The organism is Geomonas sp. (assembly GCF_056994735.1).
On sequence record NZ_JBXKJL010000396.1, the window covers coordinates 1 to 16,571 of the forward strand.

At 57.2% G+C, this 16,571-nt stretch carries 8 protein-coding genes; 2 read left to right on the forward strand and 6 right to left on the reverse strand.

What is annotated here, in order from left to right; genetic code table 11:
• Positions 1-7 precede the first annotated feature (7 nt).
• The 4 genes from AC11W3_RS16990 to AC11W3_RS17005 all read right to left on the reverse strand — a co-directional run bounded on the left by AC11W3_RS16990 (position 8) and on the right by AC11W3_RS17005 (position 6,550).
• Positions 8-3,013, reverse strand: a complete 3,006-nt coding sequence (locus AC11W3_RS16990; protein WP_484090641.1) for an NAD-glutamate dehydrogenase domain-containing protein — start codon at positions 3,011-3,013, stop codon at positions 8-10.
• 49 nt (positions 3,014-3,062) lie between these two features.
• Positions 3,063-4,772, reverse strand: coding sequence for an aldehyde ferredoxin oxidoreductase family protein (locus tag AC11W3_RS16995; protein ID WP_484093408.1), 1,710 nt, complete (start codon positions 4,770-4,772; stop codon positions 3,063-3,065).
• Positions 4,773-4,835: 63 nt separating this feature from the next.
• A complete protein-coding gene (locus AC11W3_RS17000; RefSeq protein WP_484093409.1) occupies positions 4,836-6,224 on the reverse strand; it encodes an APC family permease in 1,389 nt (462 codons plus the stop codon).
• Between the two features lie 68 nt (positions 6,225-6,292).
• Positions 6,293-6,550 (reverse strand): hypothetical protein, encoded by a 258-nt coding sequence (locus AC11W3_RS17005; protein ID WP_484090638.1) that lies wholly within the window; start codon positions 6,548-6,550, stop codon positions 6,293-6,295.
• 976 nt (positions 6,551-7,526) lie between these two features.
• Here AC11W3_RS17005 and AC11W3_RS17010 point away from each other — a divergent pair.
• Both AC11W3_RS17010 and AC11W3_RS17015 read left to right on the forward strand, forming a co-directional pair.
• Complete coding sequence (locus AC11W3_RS17010; RefSeq protein ID WP_484090637.1) at positions 7,527-8,876, forward strand: aspartate aminotransferase family protein; 1,350 nt, start codon at positions 7,527-7,529, stop codon at positions 8,874-8,876.
• Positions 8,877-9,307: 431 nt separating this feature from the next.
• The gene (locus AC11W3_RS17015; protein WP_484093410.1) at positions 9,308-14,830 is read left to right on the forward strand and encodes a sigma 54-interacting transcriptional regulator; all 5,523 of its coding nucleotides are present in this window, start codon (positions 9,308-9,310) and stop codon (positions 14,828-14,830) included.
• Positions 14,831-14,857: 27 nt separating this feature from the next.
• Here the strand turns inward: AC11W3_RS17015 and AC11W3_RS17020 are convergent, their stop codons facing one another.
• Together AC11W3_RS17020 and AC11W3_RS17025 are read right to left on the reverse strand one after the other, a co-directional pair.
• On the reverse strand, positions 14,858-15,400 hold the full coding sequence (locus AC11W3_RS17020; RefSeq protein WP_484090635.1) for an NADH peroxidase: 543 nt from the start codon (positions 15,398-15,400) through the stop codon (positions 14,858-14,860).
• Positions 15,401-15,917: 517 nt separating this feature from the next.
• Positions 15,918-16,391, reverse strand: a complete 474-nt coding sequence (locus AC11W3_RS17025) for a hypothetical protein (RefSeq protein ID WP_484090634.1) — start codon at positions 16,389-16,391, stop codon at positions 15,918-15,920.
• Positions 16,392-16,571 lie beyond the last annotated feature (180 nt).

A 16,571-nucleotide genomic window follows, 5' to 3' on the forward strand; every position in this document is an offset into this window, starting at 1 on the left:
CAACGGTTCAGAAAGGCTGCCGGTGCAGGTGATGGGAGATCCCCTGCGCCACCGGCGGGAAATTGCGGGCGATATGCAGCCGGACCTCGTCTTCAAAGGCGGTATCCTGGTTCCCCCGGTACACGATAGAGGAGCCGAGCTCCGCTGCCAGGATGGCGAACAGGTACTTACGGGGGAGCCTGCCGATCCGGTTTCGGTAGCGGGCGTCTGTCTGCACCATGACGGGAAGATGGCCGACGATGGCGCGACGGTAGAAGGGCTGCAGGCAGAGTTCGGGGCGCTCCTGGAAAAACTTGAAGAGGCGGCTGTAGTGACCGTTGATTTCGGTGCTGATTGCGTCGGAGATTTCCGTGCAAAGAAGTGCCGGGTTTTCCCGGCGTCGCCTGAGGATCAGCTTCGCCTCGTACTCGGACACGGTCTCCAGGATCTCCAGCACGTCTTTGACATACCGTTCCTTCTCGGCCAGGAACTCCTGCTCGGAAAAGAGGAGGTTGGAGATGATCTCGTAGGAGGAAGAGATGACGCCGCACTTGTTGGCCGACGCGTCCCTAAGGATGATCACGCCCCGTTTCTGCAGCTGAATCCGGGCGTCGGGGGTGATGAAGGAGTTGGCCCCCTCCACGATTATCCTGGACGACGGGGTCCCGTCCGGCAGGAAGAAGCGCTCCCAGTTATTCGAGTCGATGGTCTCGGGCCGCCCGCCGCCGGGAATGAAGAGATCCGCCGCAACCGAGAAGACCAGCCCGCTGTATTCCCGGGAAAAGTCGTCGATGGAAATCCATTCTTCCCGGAGACCTTCACTGCTCCTGCTGACTTTCCGATAGAGCTCCCTGAAGCCCTCGGTCCTGCTGCCGGTCCTGAAGAGCAGAAACGCTCCCGGATGGAGGGCTGCCGGGTCGAAGGCGTGCAGGTCCTCCTTGAGCAGGATGCGGCGCAACTCGTCGTGGTCTGCTCCCTCCGGGTCGCACAGAGCCGCGGTGCCGTCGAGGATGAGGCGGATGGAGACCTGCGGGCAGCGCTCCAGCAGCAGACGGATCGCGTTGCCGGCCACGTCGCCGTTGGTGCCGCCGGTGAATTTGACGGTGAAGGGGGCTTTGCGGATGTCGATGCCGAATTCGGCCATGGTGATTTCCGCGAATTTCACCACTCCGGCGGAGGTCACCCCGTACTCCTTGTGGTTGATGCCGACTTCCTTGCTGGACATGATGCCGATGCCGAGGATGTAGCCGCGTTTGCGAGAGAGGCGGGCGATCTCCTCTATCATGACGTCATGCATGTTCTCGTCCGGGCCCAACTCGATCGGTTCATCCTCGCGGTAGTAGTCGACCACCTGGGGGTGCCTGGCGACCCCGTTCTCGGTCACGAAAATGTCGAGAAAGGCGTTGATCACGCCGTACTGGAGCTTGTAAAGACGCCAGGTCTCCAGCTCCCTTTCCTGGCTGCCGGTCAGGTCGGAGGCGTCCATGATCAGTACCATCTTGGAGCCGCCTTCGTAGATGTCCTTGTTCTTCAGATGCTGGGTGTGCGCCAGGACGAAATTCTCCCGGAAAAGGGTATTCGCGTTGGTGACGAAGTCGTCCTTGGTCCGGGCGATGACGGTGCGCCACCCACCGCGGGCGATGTCGGAGAAGCCGATGTGGTTGCCGAAGCCGAAGCGGCTGGAGAAGAAGGTGATCCGGAATGGTGTGGCCTGGGGGAGGTCGGCGGTGTAGGTCATGCCCAGCTCAGCGAGGTAGGCGGGATCGAGCCGGAACGAGAGGGCCTCCTTTTCCAGCACGAAGAAGTTGGTTTTCAGCGTGTGCCGGATAAAGAGGAGGCAGCAGTGGAAAATGTCCCGGCGGACCTCGTCAAGATGGCGGTGGCCGGTATTGTACCCCTCGACGGCCTTGCGGGCGTCGGCAAGGAGCCGGTCCCAGACGCCGGCGCGGTTTGCGACGGCAGGGTCGAAGCGCGCCCGGAACAGCTGCACCAACTGGAGGCTGATGTCGGGATGACTGTAAAAGGCGCTCCGCACGTCGTCCATGCCGAAGCGGTCCGGTTGGTTGTGCCCCAGGTTGGTCTGGCAGAACGAGATGAAGGCGTTCACGAGCGATGCGTCCATGCCGCTCATCGTTCCGGTGGCGACGAACTCCCTGTAGGTCTGGGAATGGGGCCCCAGGATCTGGATGTTGTAGAGTTCCTGCTGCAGAAGGGAGAAAAGCTCCGGATCCGCCTCCGCCAAGGCTCCGTCGAGACGGCGCACGTAGAAGGTCCCGAGAAAGTAGGGGTGGATGCCGTTGCTGACGGTGAGGCAGTAGGCACGATTCACCCCCAGACCCAGACGCTTGAAGACCTCCATGATCTGGAGGAAGAAATCCTTTTGCGGCGGGTTTGCCACCGCAAAGAGTACTCGCGATTCCTTCTTCCCCGAGATCGGCTCGACATCGAGGGAAAGGCCGCCGCGGAGGTTCGCTTTCTGGTACAGGGAGAGGATCTGGGCGACGCGCGCAGGAGGCGAGACCGTGACATAGCGCTCGTTGTTGAGCCATAGTATGCGCAGCAGGCGGTCGAAACTCTTCAGGTCGAAATCGTGATGATGGGCCTTCAACTCCTTCAGGACCAGCCGCCGCACCCCGGCGGGGATCAGGGCTTCGGCCCCGTCCTTGATTTCCTGGTTGCTCTTCCGGTCGAACTCGAAGCGCTGGATTTCCAGCGTCTGATCGAGCCCCGGCAGAGGCCCCTCGGAGTGGGCGAACATGGCATAGGAGGTTTCCTTCTCCGAGATACTGCGCAGCGTGTCGTACAAGGTCCCCGGCTGGTTTACCATCGCCATGATCAGGGCCTTCTCCCTGTCTGCCAGGATGATGCGACGGTTGCGGCGAAGGAGGCCGAGATCGCGGGTGAGGACGCCCATTGCCTCGGGCTCGTCCGCCATGGCGACGAAAAAGTACGGATTCATCTGATCCTTCAACCACTGGCCATTCGTTGTGCCTTGATCTCCAATGCCTGCTGACTTCGATGTCGCGACATGCATGACTTGAGGCCTCCTTGGTTCCCAGTTGGTGGAAAAACGATTACGGGATCTACAGGGCGTAAACCCTGTCCAGATCCTCGTCCGACACGTCGAATACGGTTCCGCCAGGAACCAGGGCCTCCTTGGTGAAAAATTCCGGAAGCCTGTCGTCCTTGGCGCCGAACCCGGCCAGCTCGTTGAATTTGCGCTCCTGGCAGCTGACGTTTCTGCCCATTTCCATGACGTAGCCCGGCGGAAGCTCCCTGCCTAGCTTGGCGGAGACCGCGTCCACGAGGAGCTGTTGGAGTTCGGGGGCCGACAGTAACGACAGGGAAGCAAAGAGGCACATCCCGAGAGAATCGATGGCTGCGAAATAGGACTGCAGGAAAGCCGATACCTCGTGCTGCCCTTTCGGGTCGGCCGGATCGTAGTCGGGGTTTGCCGGGCTGGGAAGCGCGTTGCCGCAGGTGTGGTCGGCGCCCATGGTGGAGGTCGCGTAGGTTACCCCCGTCCCCTTGAGTATCCGGGGATCGTAGGCGGATAAGGCCTGCCCCTTGACGGTCGGGACCCTGCTCACGCCCAGGGCTCTCCCCGCCTCGGCGCACCCGTTGCCGACCAGCAACCCGAGAGGCTCGTCCCGGTAGATGGACTCCACGACCTCTGCCAGCTTGGCGCCGTCGCCCCACGGTATGCGTCCCGCCTCCATCGCCACGCCGATGGCAGCGCCTGTGTCGATGGTGTCGAGGCCGAGATCGTCGCAGGCCCGATCGAAGCGGGCGATGGCGTCCAGGTCGTCGACTTCGCAGTTGCTCCCGGCCAGGCCGACGGTCTCGAATTCCAGCCCGGAGGTGATGACCTCGCCCTGTTCGTCGGTATAAACCTGCGAGCACTGGACGAGGCATCCCCGCATGCATCCATGCGCCGCCGCGGCATTTTTTCTCTGCCCCAGCACCTTCGCGAAGGCCTCGCCGCCGATCTTCTCCGCCCCCTCGAACTTGCCGCGGGAGAAGTTCCTGGTCGCCAGCCCGCCCATCTCGTTCATGAGCCCCACGAGGAGCGGCGTCCCGAAGGCCCGCAAGCCGCCGGTAAGGGGGTTGTTGAGGATAAGGTCCGTTACCTTCTTCGATGCATCCCTGAACTTTTCGGGTTCGGCGACCACGACCCCCGGCCCGCCGGTATCGTCGATCACTATCGCCTTCACCTTTTTGGTGCCGAGCACCGCTCCCAACCCGCCCCGGGCTGCCGCGCGCAGATGGTAGTCATGGGTGGTCACGATGATCGCGGATGCCTTGAGCCCCTTTTCGCCTGCCGGGCCGACGGTGATGAGGGCGGTGCCCGGGTACTGTTCCCTCAGTTCCCCGACGGCGGCGAAATTTCCCATGCCCCACAGGGACGACGCCGACCCGAATTCCACCCCGTCGTTCGTTATCCTGAGCGTCACCGGCTCGTTGGAGGTCCCCTCGATCACGACTGCCGAGATCCCGAGGCGGGCGATCTTCTGCGCCGCGGCTCCTCCGGCGTTGGCCTCCTTGATGGTGCCGGTCAAAGGGCTTTTGCCCCCTACCGAAAGGCGGCCGTTGTTGGGAAATGTGGTGGCCGCCAGGATTCCTGGGGCGAGCACGATGATATTGTCCGGGCCGAGAGGATCGGCAGCGGGGGGGACTTCGGCCAAAATGATCGCGGAGGAGAGTGCCCGGCCGCCTAAATCGGCATATGCCGCCGGGACAACATCGTATGAACTCTCTCTTGTTGCCAGATCGATCCTCAGAATTCGCGCCATTTTTTTCTCCGTTGAAATTTGGGTGATTAAACCGGGCCTGTCGGAAATTCGGGGTCCGGAAGCCTAGTCTTCGGTCGGGACCGCGTCGGGATTGATCAAGGAGTTGGTTGCAAGGGTTTGCTTGAAGTCCTCTGAAACCACGGACCGGACGAGGAGGTACATGATCCCTACCGCCATCCAGCTCAGACCTACTGTCTTAGCCAGGTTGCTCATGCCGGCGATGATGTAACCGCATATGGCCATGCCTGACAGAGGAACGAATACATGCATGACGAAGTTGCCGCTTTTGCCTTTGATGTAGTAGTGCGCTATGACAGAGAGGTTGACACAGATGAATCCGAAGAGCCCGCCGAAGGCGACCATGTCGGCAAGGTTGGCGAAGCTGATATTGAGTGCGCCAAAGATGCCTATGACACCCATGAAGAGGATGTTGTAGGTCGGGGTTTTGTAGGTGGGGTGCAGATAGGCGAAGATTCCGCGGGGGATCATCCTGTCCCTGCCCATGCCGTACAGCAGGCGGCTGGCTGCAGCCTGGCCGGCCAGGGCCGTCGAAGCACCGGAGATGATTATCACCAGGGTGATGAAGATCTGCAGCGCGGAGCCGCCGACGGTGTATGCCATTTCAAAAAAGGCGGTATCGGGGTTCTTGAAGGCGGTGAAGTCGGGGGCCACGATGGCTCCGAAATACGCGATGCTGAAATAGAGGGCCGTCTGGATGACAAGGGCGATGAAAATGGCGAGGCTGATTTTCTTCCCCGATCCATGGACCTCCTCTGACAGCGTGGTTATGCCGTCGAACCCGAGATAGGAGAGTACGGCCAAGACCGACCCGGAGATGACCGCCTGCAGTTGGAAGGTCTTCGGGTTGTAGACGGCTTTCATGGAGAGGAGCGAGACGCCGTGGCCGGTAATCGCGTATTTGGCGGCCGCCACGACGAATGCCAAGAGGGCCGCGATCATCAGGGCGGTCACCACAAAATTCACCTTCGCCGCGACTTCCACCCCTCGTATGTTGATGAAGGAGACGGGAATCACGTAGATCAGGATCCATCCCCAGAAAGGTATTGCGGGTATAAGCTCATGGGCGAAGATCGAACTGACCACGTAGAGGAGCATCGGGATCAGGAAGTAATCCATCAGCATGACCCAGCCGGCTATGAAGCCGAGCTTGGGACTCACCGCCCTTTGGGTGTAGCTGTAGGCAGAGCCAGCTATCGGGAATGCCTCAACCATCTTGCCGTAGCTGTACGCGGTGAAGAGCATCGCCAGAAACCCGATGGCGTAGGAGAGGAGGTTATGTCCCCGCGAACTCGACGCCATCAGCCCGAACAGCGTCATGCATGAGACCGGCGACATGAAGACGATTCCGAAGATGACCAGGTCTCTGACGCCCAGGGAACGTCTCAATTCCTGCTTGTAGCCATAATCCTCTACCGATGCCTGATCTCCCATAGCTGTCTTTCTCCTTTTCCTTCTGTACGGCAAAGGTTTATCTACTTTGATGACTCGGTCTCGTTGAATCAGTCGTCGCCAATCCCAAGAAGAAGCTTATGGTATGGGCTGACCCGCAAAAGCTTCACACCTTGAGAGAGTAGTTCACGAATCAATTCCACGCCGTCCGTCTCTATCAATCGAAGATTGTCCAGATCCAAGGAGATCGGTCCGTCTGTCTTCCGACAGAACCCCTCCAGTTCGGCGACTCCGCGTCCTGCAAGATCGCCGCTGATCAGGATGGTGGCCTCTTCCCCTGCCTGTTGTGTTTCTATTCTTAGATTCATTCCCGATCATCGCCCTTGAAACCATTTGCCACGGAGATACGGAGAACTTCGGAGAAAAACACGAAATCATTGTCTTGGGTACCAGGCTTCAAGCTCTCTCTGGATTCTTTGTTCTACAAGTGCCTTCCTGAATGTTGGTGCTACCGAAAAGCACTTAGCATGCCAAAGCCCCTGTTGAATCGATGATTGATCGTTGCAACTAGCTGATATTGTTATAAATTTTTACGAAAATCCTCATTAGGCTCCCCCTGGTAACTGCTTTTGCCGGAGCGCATGCGAATCCCCACCGCCGAAAGTCGCAATATATTGCACCTTGCGTATACGCGATGCCGCGAACTTACCGGGTGAAGGGGTCAAATATTGTCCCCGCTGGGGCGTGCTTTGTCCGTGAACCTGTCTTTCTTGTTTAATTGCAGGTCGTTACGTGGTTATTGCGGGCCGGGTCGAAGGTGGGAAATGTTGTCTTTTGGGGAGTCTGTCATGTGCGGGTAATCCTCCCGACCGCAACGGCAGGCTCTGTATGCCGTTGCGGTCGGGGAGCTTCCCGACGGCTGGATCTGGACCTGTGCCTTTCATTGCGGTGAAAAGGCGGGACTTGCGGCGGCCCGAGAGGTTGCCTGCATGGAGGATCGGCGGGCGGACTTCTCGTGCGCGTGCCGGCGGTCGGTAGCCGCCGGGCTTCCCTGTCAATGTCGAACATGTTGCACCTTCGGGTGCCGGTAGGTGCGATATGTTGACCCCGCGGAGGCTGCGCCCGCACCTGCTTCGTTACCGGTTGGCCGGCAATAGTTCGCCATATTGGACGGTTAGCCGCGACTCTTGTGGCAAGGGGTAAGTTGGCACAAATGTTGAGTACTACAAGAGTGCTGATCAGGGTGAACGGCCGAAAAGAGGGAAATTGAAATCGTTCCTTGTTTATTTACTACACACTGATCTGGCGCAACGTCGGCAGTGAAATTAAAGGGAGGGAATTACGATGGCATTTACAGAGGTGAAAAAGACGTATCCCGGTTTTCTCACGCTTGAAGATGCGATGGCATTGGACAAGGAAACAGCAACCGCACTGCAGCTCAAGCACAACAACAAGTACAGGACAGAGTTGGCCATGCAGTTGAACGCTTCCGGCGTTATCGCAAAAGCAGAAGGTTCCTACATGTGGGATACCGAGGGCAACAAGCACCTGGACTTCGTAGGTTCGGTTGGCGTTTACTGCCTCGGCATCAACAACCCCTTCATCACCGGCAACATCAAAAAGTATCTCGATTCCAAGCCGCTGACAATGGATCCGCTCTTGATCCATCAGACAACTGCTGCCTTCTCCCACAACATGGCCCTGGTTACCCCGGAACTGACCCGCACGGTAATCTGCGGCGGCGGTGGCATGGAAGCCAACGAAACCATGCTGAAAATGGTTAAGATTGCCGCCGCCAGGACGAAAAAAGGCAAAACCAGGATGCTGGGGACCACCAACGCCTTCCACGGGAAATCTTCCGCAACTGTCAACCTCGCCGGCAAGCCGAAATGGCGCCAGTGGCAGGGAGAGGATCTTCCGGGTTACGCCTGGGTCCCTTACGGTGATCTTGCCGCGGTTGAAGCAGAACTGGCAAAGGGCGACGTCATCGCTTTCGTTGCTGAAACCATACAGGGCGAAGGCGGCATCGTTGTACCGCCGGAAGATTACTTCCCGACAGTACGCAAGCTGTGCGACAAATATGATGCATACATGGTCCTGGACGAAGTCCAGGCAGGTAGCTGCCGGACCGGTCATATCTGGGCGTGGCAGTACTACGGCAACTTCACCCCGGATGCATTTACCTTTGCAAAGGGCATTTCCGACGGTATCTTGCCGGTCGGCGGCTGCCAGGCAACTGAAGAACTCTATATGGCGGCCTACGGCTCGAATGAGTCCTGCTTCCATCACACCGCAACCTATCAGGACAACCAGATCAGCGGCGCCGTGGCGCTTTCCTCGCTCCAGTTCATGATCGAAAACAATGTCGCCGAACATATCCGTACGGAAGGTGCGTATCTCCACGGCAGGCTGAACCAGCTGAGAGAGAAGTACCCGAATGTCATCAAGGAGATCCGTGGCAGGGGTTACATGATCGGCGTCAAGTACGGCGCCAACTCCAAAGGAGAACACTACACGATTCCGATCTGCGCAACCCTGTCCGGCAAGCACAGGGTTCACACCATGTTCTCTATCAATGACGAAACCATCTGTCGCGCATATCCGAATTACACCGCTACCCGTGAGGACTTCGAGTGGTTCCTGAACGGTCTGGAAGACTCGATCAAGGAAGTCGTCGCTCAGATGGGGGAGTAGTAGATTGATGATTCTCCATAGGTAGATACCGTATGTTAATCCCTCCTTGGCCGTATGGCTGGGGAGGGATTAATTTTGCCCGCCCTGGATTAATGTGCCGGGCTTAGAGTCGGGGACAGCATATTGGACCTGATACTATTTCCGGAACAAAGCAGGAACAGGGGGACAATATATTGTCTTTAGATTTTACTTATGCAATATTGTCCAACAAAGTTAATGGGTGCTGATTTACGGAGCTATGTCCAAAACAAAGGTACTGCAACACCATAGGACCCTCCCCCTTTGAAAAAGGGGGATCGAGGGGGATTTTGCCAGCTCAAACAAACCAAATCCCCCCTTCCCCCCTTTGTCAAAGGGGGGGAAAGGCACAACCTTTTTGGGGGATATAGTTCCGCTGATTTAAAGGACAAGCTACAGAAGGGTGATTTGCCATGGGATGGATCAGCGAAAAAAATGAAATAGGTAGCGGTGAATTTCACATCCTCTACAAATCATCGACTCCGGATGGGGAACCGGTCATCCTGAAGGAAATGAAACCGGGCACTGATTTCAGCATTTCGTGCAGACGATTGCGCCGGGAGTACGAGGTCTGCCAGCAGCTTCAGCTCAAAGGCCTTATCCGTCCGCTCGACCTGCTGGAGCGCAATGCCCATTCAACCCTTGTCCTGGAGGATTCAGGATACGAACCGCTGGACGGCATACTCCGCCAGGGGGCACTGGGACTCCCACTGGCCTTGAAGGTCGCCATCAGTCTTGCCAATACGTTGGCCGCCATGCATAAGGCCGGCTACCTCCACCGGGACATTCAGCCCGGCAACATCCTGGTGAACTGTGAAACCGCGGAAATCCGCCTGCACGGCTTGGGAGCCGCTACACAGGTTCCCCGAACGGTTCAGCGGGTACAGTACGCCAGAATGCTGGAAACGTCTCCCGCCTACATGTCTCCGGAACTCTCCGGTCGAACCAACCAGCTGGTCGATTATCGGACAGACTTCTACTCCCTCGGCGTGACTCTTTTCCAGATCGTTACCGGACGGCTTCCCTTCGTATCGGAGGATCCCCTGGAACTGGTTCACGCCCATGTGGCAAAACAACCGCCGGCCGCAAGCGAGGTGAACCCTGCCATACCGCCGACGGTCGCCAGGATAATCCTCAAATTGATGGCGAAGTCGGCGGAGGACCGCTACCAGGGGGGCCATGGCTTGCAGCGGGACATCGAGAGGTGCCTTCGCGACCTGGAGTCGACCGGTACAATCCGGCAATTCGACCTGGCTGAAAACGATCCGCCCTCACGGTTCGAGTTGCATCAAAGGTTCTACGGCAGAGAACTGGAAATCAAGAAGCTTCTCCATTGTTTTGCCGAAGCAGCCCGGGGAAAGCAACAGGTCGTCATGGTGGCAGGCTATCCTGGTGTCGGGAAAACGACCCTGGTAAATGAACTCAGGAAAAACGTTTTCGCGCAGCAAGGCTGGTTTATCGCCGGGAAATATGACGCCCTCGAGCGCGAAACACCTTACAGCGGGATCCGTGAGGCGCTCCTCGACCTCTGGCGCCGGGTCATGTCTGATGAAAAGGAGTTGGAGACGCGATTCCGGGCAAAGCTTGAAAGTTCCCTCGGTCAAAACCTCGGTGTCATCGTCGAGGTGGTCCCGGAGATGAGGGAGATCTTCGACGAGATCCCGCCGATTGTCGAGCTTGACGCCATCGAATCGAGGAACCGGTTTCTGCTCTGCTTTATCCTCACCCTGAAAGCCTTGACGACAGAAGGACATCCCCTGGTCCTTTTTCTTGACGATCTGCACTGGGCTGACCAGTCAAGTCTTGAGCTGATTGAAGGTGTGCTGGAAAAAGGGATAGAAAACTTCCTCCTCCTCGGTGCGTACCGGAGCAGCGAGGTGAACCAACGCCACCCCTTGATGTTGTCGATGAGAAGGGTCGATGAAAGGCATGTTCCTTATGAAACCTTGAACCTGGCGCCGCTGGAATTGCAGAACATACGGCAGTTCGTCGCCGAGTCCCTGCGGATGAAGGTGAAGAATGTCGCCCCGCTTGCCGATCTCGTCTTCCAGAAAACCGGGGGTAACGCGTTCTATGTCAAGGCGTTTCTGACAAACATCCATGAAAGAGGGCTTCTGCAGTTGAAAGAGGATAGTTCATGGGGATGGGATCTGCAGAAAATCGCCGGTCATGAAACGACCGAGAACGTGATTGACCTGACTCTGCGTAAAATCAGCATGATCTCGGAGAGGATTCGTCACACTGTTTCAATGGCTGCGGCCTTGGGGCGGCCGATTGATACTGAAATTCTGGCGGCGGTCTGCTCATCAACCCGTGAAAAAGTAGAAGCTGATCTTATCGAGGCATGCAATGTCAGGATACTGCTGAAGAACGAGAATGGTTACCAGTTTGAGCACGATCGCCTGCAGGAGTGCATGTACTCGCTGAGTCCGGAGTCGGAACGCGCGGCAACGCATCTGCGCATAGGGAGGTTCATCGCCGAACGCGAGGGAAAAAACCTGGCGGAGCCAAGAATATTCACCGTTCTTGACCATCTGAATCAGGCCCTGGTGTTGATCAAGGACCCTGTCGAACGGAAAAAGACCGCACGGCTGAATCTGACGGCGGGGCGGATAGCGAAATCAGCGGCAGCGTTCCCCGCCGCTTATCACTATTTTACCAGTGGGCTGACCCTCCTTGCCGATAGCGCGTGGAGCGCGGACTACGAACTGGCGCTGGCCATCCATACCGAAGCTGCCGAGGCGGCGTTTCTGACAGCGAACTTCCGTGAAGCCGACCGTTTTGTCCGCCTGGTCATCGCCAACGCCCACAATCTGCTCGACAAAATACCCGCCTTTGAAACCCTGATCGCGATCAACCATGCGAAGTTGCAGGAGGCGGAAGCCTTCAGGATAACCTTGGAGGTCGTGAAACTCCTTGGGGTCGAGATACCGGCAGACCCCTCGCAGCAAGAGGTCAATGCGGCGATTGCCGCCACCAAAAGGGCTGTCGATTCAGCCCTCTCCAAGCCTTTGATGGAAACGGACACAGCAGCGGATGCCGAATATGCCGCGGCAATGAGGCTGTTGACGCGGGCCGCCATCACCGCCGGGACGGTGAATCATCGACTCTACCTGATCATCAGCCACAAGCTCTTCAACCTTGCCCTGTTGTACCCCAGTTGTCCGGAGGCGTCTCTTGCCTATGTCATGGCCGGTGGAATGCTCTGCTACCTGCTGGACGATTATGCCAACGGATTCAAAATTGCCGATCGCGGTTCTGAACTGCAGAGCAACACCGCTACGCCCCGCCTTTTGTCCTTCCGCAGCTTTCTGTTAACGGTGGATATCAATTGCTGGCGCCTGCACCTGGACTCTCTTGTCACCGACTTTATAGAGTCCTATCGGGTCGGTCTCGAAAGCGGCGACCTGATGACTGCCAGTATCTCTTCCTATTACTGCTGTGAAACAGCCCTTCATTCCGGCATGGAATTGTCGCGGCTGGAAAGCCTGGTCCAGGAATATCACGAAAAGAACCAGCGCATCGGGATGGAAAGGATCGCCCTGGGATTGTTGCGTCTGGAGCAGGTGTGCCGGTCCCTCAAAAATGGCGTGGATGCATCGTATCAATCCCGGATGGAATTGCGTTCTCTGCCGGATTCATTGCAGACCTGGCATGTGAGTGCCGACCAGACGGTACAGGAAATATCCGCCTGTCACGAAATGATGGCCCTCTTCATCTACCGGCAAACGACCTCGGCCCTGGAAGCCTCTTTGCGCGCAAATGAACTGCACCTGGGAGGCGCGACAGCTCTGCTCCCCGCTGATTTTTACATCTGTCTGAGTCTCTTGGACGCTCTTCCGGGCGCCAGCGGTCAGGAAAAAGACCACCTCTTCGGCATCATTGCCTTGCGCCGGGAGCGGCTCCGTCTTAAAGCCCGTGCCTGTCCGGTCAATAACCAGCACAAATTCCACCTGGTGGAAGCGCAGAGATTGCGGATGTCGTGTGAGCCCCTTCTTGCCATGGAGTATTTCGACAACGCCATAGCAGGAGCGCGGGAGAACCACTATATTCACGAAGAGGCGCTTGCCAACGAACTGGCGGCGGAATTTTATTTAGAGCTGGGACGTGAACAGATTGCCACCATGTACCTGCATGCTGCCATCTCGGCATACGGCCGCTGGGGTTCGTGGGGAAAGCTCGATCAACTCTACGATCGTTATCGTAAATACCTGTCACAGCAAACCTCTCTTTCGACCGTGATCGCCCTGACAAGCCGCCCGCAGCATGAAGGAAGCAAGAGGGCTGAATCACTGGACATATCGAGCATTGAACGTGCCGCGGCTGCACTTTCCCAGGAGTTGGATCTGCAGAAGCTGTTGGCTAGATTCATGGAGATCCTCCTTCAGAACGCCGGCGCCCAGCGCGGTTTCCTCCTTCGCAGCGAAGACGGCCGGTTCCTGCTCGATGCTGCCGGCTCGGTTGACGACGAGGGGATCAGCGTGCTCCAGAAGGACCAGATCTCGGCGAATCACGACCTCTCCCACAGCATCGTCCGCCAGGTCTGCCGCTCGCTTGAGGCGATCGTGATCGGCGATGCCGCCAAGGATGAACGGTTCGGGAATACGCCCTATGTCCTGCGGGAGAGGCCCAAATCCATCCTCTGTGCGCCTGTTCTCTACAGCGGGAAACCTGTTGCCTTTCTTTACCTGGAGAACAATCGGAGTCGTGACGCCTTCAACGGGGAACGCCTGAAAGCCATTCAGGTCATCTCGGCCCAGGCCGCGGTCGCCCTGGAAAATGCACGACTTCTTGAGGGGCTGCGCCAGGAGGTCTCGATCAGGCGGCAAACCGAGGAAAATCTCCACCAGGCCCTGGGCGAAGTCGCCCTGCTCAAGGACCGGTTGCAGGCCGAAAACAGTTACTTGCGGGAAGAGGTTTCCGATACCAAAGGCTTCGATGAGATCGTCGGCAGGAGCGAGGCCCTGAAGAAGGTCCTCGATAAGGTTTCGCAAGTCGCGGTTACCGATGCGACAGTGCTGATCCTGGGAGAAACCGGCACGGGGAAGGAGCTTGTTGCCCGCGCCATCCATAACCGGAGCTTGCGTAAGAACCGTGCCATGGTCCGGGTGAACTGTGCAACGCTGCCGGCCAACTTGATCGAAAGCGAACTCTTCGGGCACGAGAAGGGGGCTTTCACCGGGGCGCACGCGAAGAAAATCGGACGCTTTGAACTGGCCGATGGCGGCACGATCTTCCTCGACGAGATCGGGGAAATGCCTCTGGAACTTCAGGCAAAGCTGCTCAGGGTGCTGCAGGAAGGCGAATTCGAGCGGGTCGGTTCTTCGACAACCCAGAAGATCGACGTGCGGGTTGTCGCAGCTACCAACCGTGACCTTAAGTTCGAGGTGGAGGAGGGGAGATTCCGATCGGATCTCTACTTCAGGCTCAGCGTTTTTCCCATCGAACTGCCACCACTGCGCTCACGAAAAGATGATATTCCCCTGCTTGTCTGGTACTTCCTCATGAAGATGCAGGCGAAATCAAAGAAAACCATCAAGACCGTCCCTAAAAGTGTCATGGATTCGCTACTGTCATACCGGTGGCCGGGCAATATACGGGAACTGGAAAATGTCCTGGAGAGGGCGGTCATCCTGATGCAGGGCCAGACACTTTCGTTGGATGAATCATTCTGTCCGCAGCCGGTGGAAGCGCCCTCTAAGACAGTCGGGAAAAGTCTCGAGGAGATGGAACGCCTCCACATCCTTCAGATCCTTGATCTTTGCAGCTGGAGGGTGAAGGGCAAAGGCAATGCAGCAGATCAGCTGGGCCTGAACCCGAGCACGCTCGCCTTCAGGATGAAGAAACTCGGTATCAGGCGGCCGGGCAGGACACAGGGACCTGCGGTTCTCAAAAACGCCAAAGAGCCGACCTCGTTAGCGAGGCCGGCTCTTTAAGATTGACTATCGTCAGGCCCGGCTCGATTAGAAGTATCGTTTCAACAAGCCGGCGAAAACCTGTCCGTGGCGGGCTTCATCCTTGCACATCTCATGGACGGTGTCATGAATGGCATCGTAATTCAGTTGCTTCGCCTTGGTCGCCAAGTCCTTCTTGCCTTTGCATGCTCCGTTTTCCGCTTCGACACGCACGGTGAGGTTGGTCCTGGTGTCAGCTTTTACCACTTCGCCTAACAACTCTGCGAACTTGGCGGCATGTTCAGCTTCCTCGAACGCGATCCGTTTGTACGCTTCGGCTACTTCGGGATATCCTTCCCGGTCGGCCTGACGGCTCATCGCCAGGTACATGCCGACTTCGGTGCATTCGCCCATGAAGTTTCTCTTCAGGCCTTCGATGATCTCCTCATCAATACCCTGTGCCACGCCTATTTTGTGCTCGTCAGCCCAGCTCAGAGCGCCTTCCTCTTGGACAATGAACTTTTCCGCCGGGGCCTTGCACTGCGGACACTGTGCTGGGGGTGCGTCTCCCTCGTGAACATAACCACAGATGGTACAGACAAATTTCTTCATTCCTGACTCCTTTCTTTCTATAAGGGGATTACAACGATTCGGCTAACGCCGGCAGACGACGAGGCGGTCCTGGGCATGGTCTCTTCCCTCATGTGGTCGGCAAGAGACCCCACCGGGAAACATCTGCCCTTGAAGCTGCCCCGTCCATCCAAAGCGGACCAAAAGGACTATTATTGTCGTGTTTGGCTTTATAGTGGGAAATTCTCTCTTTGTCAACACTATAATCGCGGGGTCGCGCTAGCTACTGACACTTTCGGAGATCCCGGGTCGTGACCCTCTTCATGACGACGATCCCGGCTTTGAAAAACCCTTCGCTTCAGGCCGGCGCTCTTCGATGCCGGCACTCAAAAAGGCGAGACCTCATCGCTATTTGATGAGACCTCGCCTTCTGGTTGAACTGCCTAAGAGAAGCTGAGGTGGCGGCAGAACGTACGCGACCACCTCGTCGGCTCTGGTCAGGACCGATGGCGCCAGAACCGATGCCGAGGAGTTTATCCGGCAACAACTCCGTCTGTCGTTACTGAACTTCCTTTACCACACTCGTCATGGAATCCTTGGTCGCCTTTGCGTCACTGGCGACCCCACCGGCCTTCTCCTTGGCGCCAGACACTAGCTCTTTGGCCTTTTCCTTTTTGGTATTGGCGGCATCCTTTTTCTTTGCAGCCTCAGCCTTCAGTTCTGCTTTCTTATCGACAGCCTCAGCTTTGAGCTCTGCTTTCTTGTCTGCGGCCTGAGCCTTCAGCTCTGCTTTCTTGTTCGAAACCTTCGCCTTGAGCTGGGCCTTTTTATCGCCGGCCTTTGCCTTGATCTCGGCCTTCTTGTCTGCAGCCTTCGCTTTCAAAGCGGCCTCTTGTTTGACAGCTTTGTCGACAGCCACAGCCGATTGCTTCAAGGCATCATCAACCATGTTAACGGGCTCGGCTGCAAGCGCGCCGGTGACAAAACTCATGACGGCGAAGCTCACGGCCGCCGCAGTTATCATCTTTTTCATTGGACATACCTCCTTGGTAAAATAAAAGAGAACATACTCCACATGGCAAGCCTAATCAAATGCTAATTCAAGACTTCACGATGATTTCATAGTTGCTTCTCGTGACTGTTCGAACTCTTTCGTAACATATGGCCCTTAGGACCTCAGGGGATTCGTGCCGGTGTGGGCGCTTGCGCAGGG